10 protein-coding genes and 1 pseudogene are annotated in these 15506 nt (G+C 62.7%); 10 read left to right on the top strand and 1 reads right to left on the bottom strand.

The annotated features are described in order from the left end of the window. Positions 1-40: 40 nt before the first annotated feature. A pseudogene (locus KEC55_RS11570) lies at positions 41-2221 on the bottom strand (TonB-dependent receptor). A 348-nt stretch (positions 2222-2569) separates the two neighbouring features. Here KEC55_RS11570 and KEC55_RS11565 point away from each other — a divergent pair. From KEC55_RS11565 to KEC55_RS11520, 10 genes are all read left to right on the top strand, one after another. After that, positions 2570-3199, top strand: a complete 630-nt coding sequence (locus KEC55_RS11565; protein WP_282505589.1) for a LysE family translocator — start codon at positions 2570-2572, stop codon at positions 3197-3199. Between the two features lie 45 nt (positions 3200-3244). After that, the gene (locus tag KEC55_RS11560) at positions 3245-3658 is read left to right on the top strand and encodes a hypothetical protein (RefSeq protein WP_282505588.1); all 414 of its coding nucleotides are present in this window, start codon (positions 3245-3247) and stop codon (positions 3656-3658) included. Positions 3659-3897: 239 nt separating this feature from the next. Next, positions 3898-6675, top strand: coding sequence for a type VI secretion system Vgr family protein (locus KEC55_RS11555; RefSeq protein ID WP_282505587.1), 2778 nt, complete (start codon positions 3898-3900; stop codon positions 6673-6675). A 23-nt stretch (positions 6676-6698) separates the two neighbouring features. Then, a complete protein-coding gene (locus KEC55_RS11550) occupies positions 6699-8960 on the top strand; it encodes a T6SS effector phospholipase Tle3 domain-containing protein (RefSeq protein WP_282505586.1) in 2262 nt (753 codons plus the stop codon). After that, on the top strand, positions 8957-10438 hold the full coding sequence (locus KEC55_RS11545; protein WP_282505585.1) for a virulence factor: 1482 nt from the start codon (positions 8957-8959) through the stop codon (positions 10436-10438). Before KEC55_RS11550 ends, KEC55_RS11545 begins: the two co-directional genes overlap by 4 nt. Positions 10439-10447: 9 nt before the next feature. Then, entirely contained in the window at positions 10448-10711 is a 264-nt protein-coding gene (locus KEC55_RS11540) for a PAAR domain-containing protein (protein WP_282505584.1), read from the top strand. Positions 10712-10758: 47 nt separating this feature from the next. Beyond that, positions 10759-12099 carry a virulence factor gene (locus KEC55_RS11535; protein ID WP_282505583.1) on the top strand — a complete coding sequence of 447 codons (1341 nt, stop codon included), beginning with the start codon at positions 10759-10761 and terminating at the stop codon, positions 12097-12099. 431 nt (positions 12100-12530) lie between these two features. Further along, positions 12531-13628: a toxic anion resistance protein gene (locus KEC55_RS11530; protein ID WP_282505582.1), complete on the top strand. Its 1098-nt coding sequence runs from the start codon at positions 12531-12533 to the stop codon at positions 13626-13628. 20 nt (positions 13629-13648) lie between these two features. Beyond that, on the top strand, positions 13649-14389 hold the full coding sequence (locus tag KEC55_RS11525; RefSeq protein ID WP_282505581.1) for a VWA domain-containing protein: 741 nt from the start codon (positions 13649-13651) through the stop codon (positions 14387-14389). 43 nt (positions 14390-14432) lie between these two features. Then, positions 14433-15449, top strand: a complete 1017-nt coding sequence (locus tag KEC55_RS11520; RefSeq protein WP_282505580.1) for a DUF475 domain-containing protein — start codon at positions 14433-14435, stop codon at positions 15447-15449. Positions 15450-15506: the final 57 nt, after the last annotated feature.

Raw genomic sequence — 15506 nt, 5'->3', positions numbered from 1 at the left:
GCAAACTCTGGCGGCAGCCCGCCACTCCCTTCCGCTTGCGTCAAAAATCCGTCGTCATCGACAGCCACACCGACCGCGGATCGCCCTGCGTCAGATACCCGCCGATCGTCGACGACCAGTACGACTTGTTCGCGACGTTGCGTACGGTCGCGCGGAACGTCGTCTTCTTGCCGAACACGTCCGTCGCGTAGCGCGCCCCGAGGTCGAAGCGGTCCCACGCCTGGATCGACATCGTGTTCGCGACGTCCACGTACTGCGGCCCCGTGTGGATCCAGCGCGCGGTCAGCGTGAGCCCGTTCAGCATCGGCACGTCGTATTCCGCGCCCGCGTTGAACAGGAATGACGGCACGCTGATCGGCCGGTTGCCGTCGTTCGCACCGCCTGCCGTGTTCTGCAGCGTCGCATTGAGATACGTCGCGCCCGCGATCAGCCGCACGCCTTTCCACGGTTCGCCGTACACGGCCGTTTCGATGCCGCGGTGCCGCTGCGTGCCGTCGGCGCCGAACAGGTTCGACGCCGGGTCGGTGTACGCCATCGGCTTCTCGATCTGGAACAGCGCAAGCGACGCACCGTACTTGTCTGTGTCGTAGCGGATCCCCGCTTCGACCTGCTTCGACCGGAACGGCGACAGCGCCTGCCCCGCGTTGCGGGCGGTGTTCGGCGCGATTTCGCCCTGCGCGAGCGCCTCGCTGCGATTCGCGAAGATCGACACGTTGCGCCACGGTTTCACGACGAGGCCGAACACCGGCGTCGTGATCGCGTCGCTGTAGGCGGCCGTGACCGCGCCCGTGTAGTCGAAGTTGTCGACCGAGATCGACTGGCGGCGCGCGCCGATCGTGAACAGCACGCGGTCGTCGAGGAAGCCGAGCGTATCGGACACCGCGACGCTGCGCAGCCAGGTCTTCGTCACCGTACCGGGATCGCTCATGTCGCCGCCCGCGTAGGCCGTCGCCGGGAATCCGACCGGCGACGGATCGTAGAGCGTCGTCGGGAACGCATTCGACATCGTGTACGCGGACTGGCTGTCGATGCGGATGAACGACGCGCCGGCCGTCACGAAGTGCGACACGGGGCCGGTCGTGAAGCGGCCGCGCACGCCGGTTTCGGCGGATTGCGCGTCTTCCTTGTGGGGCACGCTCAGGCGCGAGCCGGTCGTGCCGGACGACGAGTAGGTCGGCGTGTAGTAGTCGCCGTGCTCGTTCGTATGGCGCGCGCCTGCCGATACGTAGGCCGTCCACGCGGGCAGGAAATCGTATTCGGCGCGCACGATCCCGACCGTGTCCTCGAGCTCGCTGAAGCTCCACGACTGCGCATAGTTGTGCGTCGCGGACGGCACGGCCGGCAACTGGTTGCCGCTGATCAGCACGACAGGGCGGCCGTTGTCGATCCGCGCCCGCTGATACAGGAAGTCGCCGGACAGGCGCAGCTTGTCGCCGCGCCAGTCGAGCGATACGGCCGTCACGTTGTTGCGGTGGCGCTCGCCGTCGACGGCCGTGTCGCCGCCGCTGATCGACTGGTTCACGCGTACGCCGAACTGGCCTTCGCTGCCGAAGCGGCGGCCGATGTCCACGTGCGTGCCGAGCGAACCGGACGTCGCGCCGTCGACTGTGACGCGCGTGAGCGGCTTGTCGTCCGCGCGCTTCAACTGCAGGTTCACGCCGCCGCCAACCGCCGAACCGTTCGGCGACGCACCGCTCAGGAACGCATTCGCACCCTTGAACACGTCGACGCGTTCGACCGCTTCGGTTTCGACGAGCTGCCGCGGCGTGACGCCGTACAGGCCGTTCAGCGACACGTCGTCGCCGGCGAGCTCGAAGCCGCGGATGACGAACACTTGCTAGAAGTTGCCGTAACCGGACGCGCTGCGCACGGCCGGATCGTTGTCGAGCACATCGGCGAGCGTGCGCGCCTGCTGGTCCTCGATCAGTTTCGACGTGTAGGTGGTCATGCTGAACGGCACGTCGCTGGCCTTTTGCCGGCCGAGCACGCCGTAATCCGCGCCGCGCGCGACCTGGCCGCCCGCGTAGGTCGGGGCGAGGTCGCCGGGCAGCGGCTCGGCGGCGCCGGTTACGTTGATCGACGGCAACACGGTTGCATCGGGCGTTGCATTGGCGGCGGGAGCGGCCTGCTGGGCCCGCGCGGAGGCAGGAAGGGTACAGGCGAGCGCAATGCCGAAGGCAATCGGCGTGAAACGCCGGACAGGTAACGAAAGTGTCGACATGGGACGCAAATCGGGTGTGGTCGGTGATCCATCCCAGGGCGGCAAATCGGAATCCGGGCGGTGTGACGCGTCCGTGCTGTCGCGGACGTGTTTTTATCGAGCGGCGGAGTCTAACGTAAACGCGAATGATTGTCGTTTACGAAATGATCGGCTCGCTATTCGGGATAACGGTTGGTCGCCGGGCAGGATCGCCGGTGCACAGCCGCCGAGCGGGGATCGCGATGAACGTGCGATCATTGGCCGACCGCATTCGTCGTAACAAATGGCGCGCGTTGCTCTCTGTCCGCGCGGCCGATGGACGACGATGCCATCCGCTCCGGCCGCTCTCTTCAGAAGGAACGCCACGCCATGTCGCTCTCCGCCTTGCTTGCATTCGCCCTGATCCTGTCCGTCGGCGTCGCGACGCCCGGTCCGACGGTGCTGCTCGCGATGAGCAACGGCTCGCGGTACGGATTGCGTCACGCGATGGTCGGGATGCTCGGCGCCGTCACGGCCGACGTCGTGCTTGTCGCGCTGGTCGGCCTTGGCCTCGGCGTGCTGCTCGACGCGTCGGAAACGGCATTCGTGACGCTGAAGCTGCTCGGCGCGGCGTGGCTTGCGTACGTCGGCGTCCGAATGCTGATGTCGGGCGGTAGCGCCGCGGTCGAGCAGGCAGACGTACCCGCCACGCCCGATCGCCGGACCGCCTTCCTGAAGAGCTTTTTCGTCGCGATGAGCAATCCGAAGTACTACCTGTTCATGTCCGCACTGCTGCCGCAGTTCGTCGACCGGTCGCACGCGATCGCGCCGCAGTACGCAATCCTCGCGGCGACGATCGTCGCGATCGACGTGATCGGGATGACCGGTTACGCGCTGCTCGGCGTGCATTCGGTCCGCGTGTGGAAAGCGGCCGGGGAGAAGTGGCTGAACCGGGTCAGCGGATCGCTGCTGCTGATGCTCGCGGGGTACGTCGCGTTGTATCGCAAGGCCGCACATTGACGCGGCGCTGCAACGGGGAAGCGTCACGCTGACACCGGCGCGACGATGAAGCCAGTTGATCGCTTTGCGCTCGAGACGCACGACGGGCCGTATGAGTCGTGGCCGTCGCGTACGCATGTGTTTGTCGATGGCGTGCGTTCCGCGCTCGCCGTTTCCGGCTACGTGCTGCTGCGCCAGTTCGAGACGCCGGCCGCGTATCTGCTCGTCACCGACTACGACTGCCCGTTCGAGGAAGCCGTCACGTTCACGCTCGTGTCGAAGGATTCGCTGAAGGTGCTCGCGCGGCGTACCGTCGGCGCGATGTATGCGTCGTGCCATCTGGACGACCTGACCTGGGCCGACGACCGGCATTTCAGCGCGACCTTCGTCGGGTACGACGGACGATGGGATTTCACGATTCGTGACCTAGCGGTGCCGTTTGTCCTGCCCGGATTGGGCATGCGGCACGTACGGGGATGACACCGGGACGACGATCGGGTGCCGCGGGATGAGGCCTGAACCGATTTGAAAGAATGTGAGTTTCCGAATCCGGTCGGACGCTTTGCAAAAAGCATTCTAAATTCTGTCAAAAAGCCGTCACCAACCTGACAATTTTGCTATGCTCGCCGAAAACCAGACGGGCGGCACTCCCAGGACGGACCAGCGGGCGTGAGTGTCCGACGAATAACGAAGTAAAACAAAATCCTGAGAGTCACGCTGTGAATACAGCCGAATTGCTACGCACGTTTGCGTCCGGGGTGGTCGATCAGAACAATCGGCCGGTTCGCATGAACTGGGGGCCTGCTCAGAAGACGCTCGAGCAGGTGCTTGCGCTTCAGTACGCCGACATCCGCGAAGGGTTGATGACGGGCGTCGAGGGGCATCTGACCTGCGTGTCCGCACGGGCAGATCTTCCGATCCGCAGCTTCATCGGGCTGCCGGTTTCCGTCGAGATGACGACCGATCGCGGGCGTCTCCACACCATCAACGGCATCGTTACCGACGTTCGCACCGGACAGTCGGACGGTTCGCTGACCTGCTACCAGCTGACGATTCGCGACGTGCTGTCCGTGATGGAGCGGCGGACCAATTCGCGGCTGTTTCGCTCCAAGAGCCTGCCCGACATCCTGGGCGTGCTGCTTCAGGAGTGGCGCCAGCGCAGTTCGGCGCTCGCCGGCGCATTCGAATTCGATTTGTCCGGCCTGCAGGGTGAGCGATACCCGGCGCGCGAGCTGACGCGGCAGGTCAACGAGTCGGACGCGCACTTCATCCGGCGGTTGCTGCGGCGCGACGGTGCGACCGTATTCGTCAAGGCGGGCAAGGCCGGCGAGCGGGCGAACGGCAACGCGCACGACACGCCGGTTCATACGCTCGTCTTCGCCGACGACTCGATGAAGTTGCCGGAGACGGCTGCGGGCACCATCCGCTATCACCGCGACGCCGCCACCGAAGAACGCGACTCGATCACGCTGTGGGCGACGAGCCGCCGGCTGATCCCGGGCAAGATCGTCCGGCCGACGTGGGATTACAAGAGCGGCCGGATGTCGCAAACCGAGCAGGCGACGATCGTCGACCAGGGCGACGGCGGCAACGACCTCGGGCATCTGCTGGCCGACGCTGTCATCGATATTCCGCACGCCGGGGATTCGTCGTCCGACCTCGACCGAATCGGCAAGGACCGGATGCTGGCGCATGAACTGCGTGCCGAATCCGTCGACGGCGTGAGCAATGTGCGCGATCTGGCTGTCGGCCACTGGTTTGCGCTTGCCGAGCATCCGCAACTCGACACCTTGCCGGCCGAACAGCGGCAGTTCATCGTCACGTCGCTTCATCATCGCGTGCGGAACAACCTGCCGAAGGAACTGAACGAGCGCGCGCAATCGTTGTTCGCGGCGAGCCGCGTGCTGTTCAACGCGGTGCCGGCCGACGTGAGCGGCAAGTCGGGCGATGAAAGCGACAGGCGCTACGAAAACACGTTCTCGTGCGTGCGGCGTGGTGTGCCGCTGACGCCTGCCTACGATCCCCACGTCGACCTGCCGCCCGTGCATCCGATGACGGCAGTCGTCGTCGGCCCGGAGGGCGAGGAGGTGTTCTGCGATGAAATGGGTCGCATCCGTGTGCGGATCCAGGGGCTGAGCGCGGACGATCATGCGCACGCGCAGGGCGCGGGAACGAGCGGCACACCGTCCGACAGCGCGCCGGTGCGCGTCGCCTGCGCGCTCGCCGGGCCGAGTTTCGGCGCGAATACGTTGCCGCGCGTCGGCATGGAGGTGCTGATCGGTCATATCGGCGGCGATCCGGACCGGCTCGTCGTGATGGGCGTGCTGGCCAACGGGCCGAACATGCCGGCGACCTTCAGCCATACCGGCGCCCTGCCGGGCAACCGTTATCTGTCCGGTACGAAGACGAAGGAAATCAAGGGGCAGCGGTACAACCAGATCCGCTTCGACGATACGCCCGGGCAGATCAGCAGCCAGCTGGCGAGCGAGCATGCGTACAGTCAGTTGAACCTCGGCTATCTGACGCAGCCACGCGACAACGGGCAGGGTACGGCGCGCGGCGAGGGCGCCGAGTTGCGCAGCGATGCGCACGTGGCGATTCGCAGCGGCAAGGCGATGCTGATATCGGCATGGGAGCGGCTGCGCGCGAGCGACGGGCACCTGGCGCGGGACGAGTATCTGCAGCTGATGCAGGAATGCGTCGAGCTGTTCAAGAGCCTTGGCGACTATGCGGGCCAGCATCAGGGCGTGGCGCCCGACACGCAGCCGCACGACGCGCTCATGACCACGGTGAAGGGCTGGCCGAATGGTGAGGTGTCCGGCGGCGGTGAATCGTCAGGCGCGTCGGTGGCGGCGATCGGCATCACCGCGCCTGCCGGCATCAGCATGGCGACGCCGAAGACCGTGACGACCCATGCGGGCGGCAACGTCGATGTCGTCGCGCAGAACCACCTTCAGTACACGAGCGGTCAGCGGATCAACCTGCAGGCAGGTCATGGCGTGGCGATGTTCGCGCACAGCGAAGGCGTATCGGCGATCGCCAACCAGGGGAAGGTGACGCTGCAGAGCCAGAACGACGATACGCAGATCGATTCGGCGAAGAACATCCAGATGACGGCGGGCGGGGGGAAGCTTGCGGGCATGGCCAGCGAGCAGGTCGTGTTCGTGACGTCGGGCGGCGCGTATCTGAAGCTGCATGGCGGCGATATCGAGCTCGGGTGTCCGGGGAGTTTCACCGTCAAGTCCGCGTCGCATACCTGGGCCGGGCCGGCGAGCATGAGCGCCGATTTTCCGAAGTTCGACCAGGGCTCGCTGGGGCGCGTGCCGAAGCTGGTCCGGGCAACCGACGGGCAGCCGGTCGAGGGTATGGAAGCCGAGGTGCGAAAGGCGTCGGGCGAGTTGATCAAGGGGAAGACCGATGCGCAGGGCAAGTTGGCGCCGGTCAGCAGCGATCAGTTCGAACAATTGGCGGTTCGCTTCTTCAAGTCGAGAACCTGAGCTGAGTCTTCAAGAAAAACAACATGTTCAACTACAACTTTGCGCAGAACCCGAGCGGGCAGACGTCGGCTGACGACGCGTCGCAGACTTCGGTGGGCGGTGGAGCGGGGACGACGCTGTTCAATCGCAACGACCTCGAATGCGTGATGCAGATGCCGCTGCCGGGGGTGGTCATCTTCGTGCACGGGGTGAATTCAGAAGGGGAATGGTTCAAGGACGCCGAGAAGGGGCTTTGCGACGGATTGAACCGGCGCATGGGGCGTTATGACGATCAGCTGTTCCATTGCGGGCCGGTAGCCGGGCAGATGACGCCGGCCAGCTATATCGACAGCCTGACGCCTGACGGTTTCCTGAATCCGGACATGTCGTCGCAGACGTACATCAAGCCCGATCCGTCTTTTTCACCTGTGATTCATTTTCGATGGGGCTATTCTGCCAATGCGGAGGAACTGAAGGAGTATGGCGACAAGATCATGCTCAACGAGAAGAATTACTGGGGCGGTGGGCCTTTCGCGGGAGGGTGTACCAGTCTGCCGGACCTTTGGAATGACGGGTTGAACGACCGGCTCTTCCTGTGGCTGACCGTCCAGCACATGAATTCCATCGGCAATCGCAAGATCTACTCGACACCACCGCGCATTTACGGCGTGCTTGGGGCATTGCGGTTAGCGCGCCTGGTTGAATCGATCCGTAAGCGACAGGCCGACGTGCCGATCACGATCGTGTGCCACAGCCAGGGAAACATGATCGGTCTTGCCGCAGCTTTCCTCGGTGACCGTTTGCCCGGGGTAACGGATCAGTGGGGCAAGAGCGGGCGCTGCGTTGCGGACACTTATGTCCTCGCCAACCCCCCGTATAGCCTCGTGGAAAGCAACATGACCGACTCCTGGGCGCAGCGTGGGGTCCGCGACAAGGACGGTCACGTAGGGCGCGAGACCTATGTCGCGCGCAAGGAAACGCTACGAGAGTACTTCGATATCCTTCGTGCCCGGGCCGATCTGGAGATGCCTGCGGAGGATCTCGATCGCGCGATGGAAAACGCGCGACCGTCGAAGAACGGCGGGAAACCGTACAGCGCAGCCAAGGACCGTGAGGCGCACGGCCTGTATCAGAAAAATACCTACGGGAGAGTGACGTTGTACTGCTGCCCGCATGATCAGGTGATCTCCGCACTGACTGTTCAGGGAGTCGGCTGGCGTGGCATGAGTATCGACGAGATCAGTGCGACAAACGGGTGGGGTGTTTTCTCGCAACGTGTGTTCGCGTCGAATGTCGAGGTAGGTGGTGACACCAAGCTATATCGGTATTGGCAGGATGACTGGCGCAAGGACAAGAACGAAAAGGAGGGCTTCTGGTATCCGCCGTCACCGCCTGCACGATATGGACTTGGACGAGGCATGCATTCCAATGAAGGGTTGTTCACGAAATTCATCACGCTTATAACGAGCCCGGCCCTCTATTTGTTCAATTTGACGGACATGAAGGTCAATGCTGACCCGCCGAAGGATTGGGAAATCCCGATTACGGCTCCGATGCTCGACAAGGAAACACGCTTCGAGCCGCAGGCGTTGCGCTACGGCAAACCATCGGGCGCTTGCGATGGGCAAGGGAAACCCATCGAAGAAGGGCGCTTCAACGAGGGGTACGATCCGCCGTCGGCTGCGCGCGATACCGGTAAGGAGAACAAGCGGGATGACGATCCGTACGACACCTTCGATACGAAGTCGGAAAAATTCAAGACAGAGGGTGACGCGCTGAAAGCGAAGGGTGATACCGCATCGGAGGCTGCTCAGCGGTATGAGGATCATTCGATTCTTCGCATGGAGGCGAGAAGATCGAGGAATCCCGATTGGGTGGACGAGGATGGAAAGGTGGTCGGCGAAGATGACCCGTCGGCCGCATCACCAGACTACGTCGAATGGCGGAACAAGGAGGTCTTCGACATTCTGAATGGGGGAGACAAGAATAACCCTACCAACCATTCGACTATCATGACCAACAAGGAGCACGCTGAAAAGGCATTGGCTTATGATGTGGCGATCGGACTGTGTTATTTGACTGAGCTTGATTTTTACAGATTGAGACTCGAGGCCGACTGGAGATTTGTTGAAGGATTGAATAAGGATAATCCGAGTCGAAAATTCTCCGAGTACATTTCATTCGGAAAGTTAGAAAAAAAATTTCTGCAGGATTGGGTGAAGGTAGACAAGGCCGCGGCAATGCCATCGAAAATACATGATGAGCGCGATGGGGGATTCTTCATGAAGATCGGGAGTATTCTATGAGCGCGGTCATCGCCACATGGCCACGCCGTGCAGGAGTTGCTTGCGTTGTGATGATCCTGGCCTCGTCGGTCTCGCTGGCGCTGTCGATCGCCTCTGGCGATATGACGAACGTGCTATCAAATTTTGGAGAATTGATGAAGCGAACAGTATTGCTGCCGGGACTGCTGGCAATCGTAGCATTTGCGTTGACGACGGCACTGTCGGCACCGAAAGCGGTTGCCGCTTCATCCGTCGGCAAGGTGAATGCCGGCGTGGCTGCGGAGGCGTCCGGACCTTTTGTGGCGCAAGTGGTGGGTCTCGAATGGATGAACCCGCTGCAGAGACGAGACTATCCGACAGAGTGGCAACTGCTGTGGACGCTTGGGTTGGTCAAGCCAAATGGTGGCGACGATATGGTTCGGACAAATCCGAAAAAGTACTCGACTCTACAGCCGATTTCCATTGTGGCGGACGGTCAGTGGGGTAGCGAGTCATTCGAGGGGTTTTATGAAAAATACATCGATAAGCTGCTCGTTCTGTTTCGCACGCGTTACGTGACGAATTCCAATTATTTTTACACTGTCAAGGCAGACGACAAAAGGAAATGGCGTGAATTGGCCGGTGTCCGCGTTGAGCTTGCGATCCCGTCTGGTCGTCTGGATCCGGAGCGTGCGAAGACGTATGTGCGCGACAACATGGTCAATGCGTATGAGATCGGCAACCCTTCGGCCAAGGATCTGTGGAGCCGCGATACGCCGCCCGACGTGCATGTGACGTCGGGTCAAGCGAATGCCGGTTTTACGTCGTTGAACGCTGCTCTGGACTATCTTGCATCCCATCCGGACAAGAGCGTATGGGTGATGAACTGGGATGCACCGAGTTTCCCTCCGAAGGACGGGCAAATCAACGAGAACATGGTGGTGCTGTTCCTCGCAGGCCCCGACCTGAAGACCGAACGTGAGCCGCTTGCGTGGATCGGCAAAGCAGCGCGAAGCAACGTCAAGGATTTCGAGGCGAAGCAAGGTGCGAGCCGCGCTGTGCAGGCATGGAAGTCGACGATCGATAAAGCGGCGATCAATGCAGGCGTGCCGGTGTCGTCGGTGAATTACATCGTGCACGACGCAGGCAAGGGCAGCGATGCTGCATCGACACGGATTGCCTCGCTGTCGCAGACGCTAACGGAGGTGCTGCCGGAATACGATTTCCGTACGCAGACCTTCAACACGTCGGCGTTGCTCGGCGATATGGGAGCCGGCGCGGCGCTGACCGATGTGGCGCTGGCGATCGGCCGGGCGAATCACCTCGGCGGCAACGTGCTTGTCGCAGGAACGACCGACACCGAGCATCCGACGGCAGTGGTCGTCGTTGCGCCTTCGAAGCTGACGCCGATCGACGCAGGCAAGGACTGGTTCCGCGCACGTGGTGAAAACAACGCGTACTTGCCGTGGTGGGGCCGTCGCCACGACGCGCGTCCGGCATCGCAAGGCTATTCGGAATAAGGAGCACGCATGCGCGGAATCATTCGAGTCGGTGATGCGACGAGCCATGGCGGTCAGGTCGTGACCGGCAGCGCGGTCAGTGAGGTGATGGGGCGTCCGGTCGCCCGACTCGGTGATACGTGTGTCTGCCCGATCGCGGGCCATCAGGCCTGCTTTATCGCCGAAGGCGATCCGCAGGTCATCGTCGACGGAAAACCCGCCGCATTCGATGGTCACAAGACATCGTGTGGCGCGACGCTGATTTCGAGTCTGGCGACGTCCGGACGGGAATGAATTGCCGAACCGGTAGTCGTCGTTGGCAGGGTCGACCGGGGATATCCATGCATCGCATCACTCTTGCAAGACGCATTGGGCTCGTCTCATTCGTCATGGCCGTCCTCTTGTCGGGCTCGCCGTTGCGGGCTGAGACGAGTGCCGCGCCGGCGCAATCTGTCGAAGGTGTGTCCGCCGCGCCGTTCGTTGCCCAGGTTGTCGGACTTGAATGGCTCAATCCGTTGCAGCGTCGCGACTATCCGACCGAGTGGCAGTTGCTGTGGACGCTCGGGTTGGTGAAGCCGAACAGCAATGACGATATGGTGCGGACAAAGCCCCAAAAATACTCGACGTTGCAGCCGATCTCTATCGTGGCGGACGGGCGGTGGGGGCGCGAGTCGTTCGTGGGTTTCTACAAGAAATATATTCGCGAACTTCTTGTGTTGTTTCGGACGCGCTATGTGATGAACCCGGATTATTTTTACACTGTCAGCTCGAAGCACAAGAGAGAGTGGCGCGAGCTGGCCGGGGTACGTGTCGAGTTTGCACTTCCCGCCGGCCGCCTCGACCCGGTCGCTGCCGGAGCGTTCTTGCGCGACGAAATGGTGAATGCGTATGAAATCGGCAACCCGTCCGCAAAAAATCTTTGGAGCCGTGACACGCCGCCCGATGTGCGCGTGACGTCGGGCCAGGGAAACGCCGGCTTCACGTCGCTGAACGCCGCGCTGGACTATCTCGCTGCGCACCCCGACAAAAGCGCATGGGTGATGAACTGGGACGCACCCAGTTTCCCGCCGCAAGACGAACAGATCAACGAAAACATGGTGGTGCTGTTTCTCGCTGGTCCGGGCTTGAAGACCGACCGTGAGCCGCTCGCCTGGATCGGCAAGGCCGCACAGAGCGACCTTCGGGATTTCGACGGGAGCACCGATGCAAACCGTGCGGCACATGCATGGAGATCGACGATTATCGATGCGGCGGCACGCAATGCGGGTGTCACCGTCTCGTCGCTGAACTACGTCATTCATGACGCAGGCAAGGGTCGCGATGCCGCGTCGGCAAGGGCTGCGCCCCTCTTGCAAGGACTCGCGGAAGCCCTGCCGGAAAGCGACCTTCGCGGACAGACCTTCAACACCGCGGCGTTACTCGGTGACATGGGGGCCGGTGCAGCCTTGACCAACGTGGCGCTCGCGATCGGCCGCGCGAATCACCTCGGTGGAAACGTGCTCGTGGCGGGAACGACTGACACCGAGCATCCGACTGCAGTGGTCGTCGTTGCGCCGTCGAAGCTGACACCGATCGACGCCAGCAAGGACTGGTTCCGGGCACGCGGTGGAAACAACGCGTACTTGCCGTGGTGGGGTCGCCGTCACGATGCGCGTCCAGCGTCGCAAGGTTATTCGGAGTAGGACCTGGCGCAGGCGACTGCCGCAATACATCGCATGTGCGCACGGCAGGCATCGGCGGATTCACCGCCGGCCGTGCGTGGCGACAACGTCCTCTCGGCGTTAATCAACATGTAATTATCTGCGGAATGGTGAGAGGCGCAATCTTTCAAAATACTTTCTGTTTTTCGTTGCCGACACTTCGCGAGAAATCCGGATTCTCGCTCCATCAAGGCATTGGCCTCGAGGTCACAAGAAGCATCGCCGAGATTTTTGTCGAATATATTACGAAGCGTATGGTTATTGAAAGATTGACATCGCTTGACGCGCCGCACCGTCGCCATTTATTGTCCGTCTGCCGCCCGTGAGAGAGCACGACGGCAATCGCGGATGCGCGCCTTGCGCGCACGACGACAACACGTAGCAAAAAGCAGAAAAGGAAACGTGGTAGCCACATGAAGCCGCTATTCGATGACAAGAAATCCGATGCGGTAAGCGTCCGTCCTTCCACCCCGTCTTTGTCACCCGTCGCAATGCCTGCCGCCGTCGCCAACGTCGTCGTGCCGGGCGCACAGCCGACGGAGCATGCGCGCCTGATCACCGTCGACGAGATCGATCAGCTCGGCGCGACGCAGGGCACGCGGATCGCGGCCTTCTCCCAGCAGATTCTCGCGAGCGTTCGCGCGTCGGATGCCGACCAGTTCGGCGACAAGCTCAACGAACTGATCGCGACCGCGAAGGGGCTTGACCCGCGCGGCGCAGACAAGGGCGGGCTGCTCACGCAGGTCACGCGGCTGTTCCGCTCGACCAAGGAGAAGCTGCTGTCGCAATACGAGTCGGTGAGCAAGCGGATGGATACGCTCGTCGTCGAGCTCGAAAACCATGCGCAGCGGCAGAAGGCCGGCATCGACGAGCTCGAACGGATGTACAACGACAACTACGCGCTGCACCAGGAGCTCGCACAGTCGAAGGCGCACGGCGAAACGGCGCTCGCGACGCTGCGCGCGCATCTGGCGGCCGGCCAGCAGCCGGCGGACGATGCGTTCGCCGCGCAGCGCCTGCTCGACGTGAAGCGCAAGGTCGACGCGCTCGAAAGCAAGCTCGACGACCTCGATCGCGCAATGCTGATGTCGAAGCAGCTCGCGCCGCAGATCCGGATGGAGCAGGACCAGAAACGCACGCTGACATCGAAGTTCATGACGATCAAGACCGTGCTGATCCCCGCGTGGACCAACGCGTTCGCGCTCTACCTCGAGCAGCTCAGCACGAAGCGCGCGGCGGCGCTCGCGAACGCGACGTACGACGCGGCCGACGAGGCGATCCGCGCGCAGGCCGACCTGAACCGCCAGAACGCGCAGGAAGTCGCGAAGCTCGGCCAGCGTCCGGTGATCTCGACCGATACGTTCGAATACGCGCAGCAGCAGCTGTTCGGTGCGTTCGACGACATCACGCAGATCATCGCCGACGGCAAGTGCCAGCGCGAGCAGGACGCGCCGCGCCTGCGCCAGCTCGAACAGGACCTGATCACCCGATTCGCTCCGAAGCACAACTGAGAGAACTGAGAGAACACCGCATGATTACGCTTGAGAAACGCGCGGCGAAGGTCGCGATCGTCCTCGAAAAACGCCAGATCCTGAAGCCGCCCGTCGTGCGTGTCGGCGCGGCGCTCGACATCTCGGGTTCCGCGAAGCCGCTGTACCAGTCGGGCGTGATCCAGGAGACGCACGACCGGATCCTCGGCATCGCGCTGAAGTTCGACGACAACGGCGAAGTCGACACGTGGACCTTCACCGAAGGCTACGACCGCCTGCCGACCGCGACGCCGGACAACTACGGCTCGTACATCTCCGATCACGTGCTCGAGGCACGGATCGAGAAGTGGGGCGGCACGCAGTACGCGCCGGTGATGAACGACATCGTCGACTTCTTCTTCCGTGCGCCGGAGCCGAAGCGCGAAGCAAAGCGCGGTTTTCTGAGCCGGCTGTTCGGCAGTGCGGACGACACGTCCGCGCAGGCCGCCTCCGCGCCGGTGAACGGCCATCTGCCCGCATGGGTGCTGTTCGTCACCGACGGCCAGAACCCGAAGAACGACCGCAAGCGCGTGCGTCAGCTGCTGGCCGAGTCGCAGCATTTCCCGCTGTACTGGTCGCTCGTCGGCGTCGGCGATCCGAGCGAATTCGGCTTCCTCGCGGAAATCGCGGACGAAATGCCGAACGTCGGCTTCCTGCATCTCGAATCGCTGAATATCAGCGACGAACAGATCTACGAACAGCTGATCACGCAGGAATTCTGCGACTGGGTGCGCGCGAAGTAAGCGCGGCCCGCACGCCCATTTTTCTGAACTCGATTACCCCATCATGTTGAAAGACTTCAAGATCCCGTTGTCGCTCACGGTGCTCGCGCTGATCGCGGCCTATCTCCTCGGCGGCGTGAAGGACATGCTGATCGTCGCGGTCCTGTGCGTGCTCGAAATTTCGCTGTCGCTCGACAACGCGGTCGTCAACGCATCGGTGCTGAAGAACTGGTCGGAGAAGTGGCGCAACCGCTTCATGGTGTTCGGCCTGCCGGTCGCGGTGTTCGGCATGCGGCTCGTGTTCCCGCTGCTGATCGTCGCGGTGATCGGCCACATCGGCCTGTGGGATGCGCTGACGCTCGCGATCGAGTCGCCCGAGAAGTACGCGGCCGTGCTGACGTCCGCGCATCATGAGGTGTCGGCGTTCGGCGGCGCGTTCCTGCTGATGGTGTTCTTCAAGTTCATGCTCGACACCGAGAAGGACGAGCACTGGATCGGCTTCCTCGAAGGCCCGATGCGCCATCTCGGCCGCATCACCGCGCTCGAAGTGGCGCTGACGCTCGCGATCGTGATCGTCGCGTCGTTCTACGTGCCGGCAGCCGAGCAGGTCAGCTTCCTGCTCGCGGGCGCGTTCGGCGTGATCGGCTTCGTGATCGCGCACGGCGTGGGCGACTTGGTCGGCGGCGGCGAGACGGGCACACGCGTGGTGCGCGAAGGCGTCGCGGGTTTCATGTATCTCGAAGTGCTCGATTCGTCGTTCAGCTTCGACGGCGTGATCGGCGCATTCGCACTGTCGAACAACATCTTCCTGATCGCGCTCGGCCTCGGCGTCGGCGCGGCCTACATCCGGGAGATGACGCTCGTGCTGCTGAAGAAGGGCACGCTCGCGCAGTACCGCTTTCTCGAGCACGGTGCGTTCTGGGCGATCGGTGCGCTCGCAACGATCATGTTCCTCGGCGTGAAGTTCGAGGTACCCGAGGTCGTCACCGGCCTGATCGGCGCGGCGATGATCGCCGCGGCCGTGTGGTCGTCGATCATTGTGCAGCGCAGGGAAGACCGCACCGCGGTGGCGGGCGAATAAGCGCGCGTCACGAAAACCATCAACGAAGGGCCGCGCCGTGCGGCCCGGCATCGCCGC

This window comes from Burkholderia cepacia, from assembly GCF_029962485.1.
In the GTDB taxonomy this organism is placed as follows: domain Bacteria; phylum Pseudomonadota; class Gammaproteobacteria; order Burkholderiales; family Burkholderiaceae; genus Burkholderia.
The sequence above is the reverse complement of the archived record's forward strand: the minus strand, read 5'-3'. Positions and strand labels throughout refer to the sequence as shown.

Excerpts from the sequence above, each read along its gene's own strand:
- KEC55_RS11565 (WP_282505589.1), top strand. The coding sequence starts at position 2,570 with ATGTCGCTCTCCGCCTTGCTTGCATTCGCCCTGATCCTGTCCGTCGGC.
- KEC55_RS11560 (WP_282505588.1), top strand. The coding sequence starts at position 3,245 with ATGAAGCCAGTTGATCGCTTTGCGCTCGAGACGCACGACGGGCCGTAT.
- KEC55_RS11550 (WP_282505586.1), top strand. The coding sequence starts at position 6,699 with ATGTTCAACTACAACTTTGCGCAGAACCCGAGCGGGCAGACGTCGGCT.
- KEC55_RS11545 (WP_282505585.1), top strand. The coding sequence starts at position 8,957 with ATGAGCGCGGTCATCGCCACATGGCCACGCCGTGCAGGAGTTGCTTGC.
- KEC55_RS11540 (WP_282505584.1), top strand. The coding sequence starts at position 10,448 with ATGCGCGGAATCATTCGAGTCGGTGATGCGACGAGCCATGGCGGTCAG.
- KEC55_RS11535 (WP_282505583.1), top strand. The coding sequence starts at position 10,759 with ATGCATCGCATCACTCTTGCAAGACGCATTGGGCTCGTCTCATTCGTC.
- KEC55_RS11530 (WP_282505582.1), top strand. The coding sequence starts at position 12,531 with ATGAAGCCGCTATTCGATGACAAGAAATCCGATGCGGTAAGCGTCCGT.
- KEC55_RS11525 (WP_282505581.1), top strand. The coding sequence starts at position 13,649 with ATGATTACGCTTGAGAAACGCGCGGCGAAGGTCGCGATCGTCCTCGAA.
- KEC55_RS11520 (WP_282505580.1), top strand. The coding sequence starts at position 14,433 with ATGTTGAAAGACTTCAAGATCCCGTTGTCGCTCACGGTGCTCGCGCTG.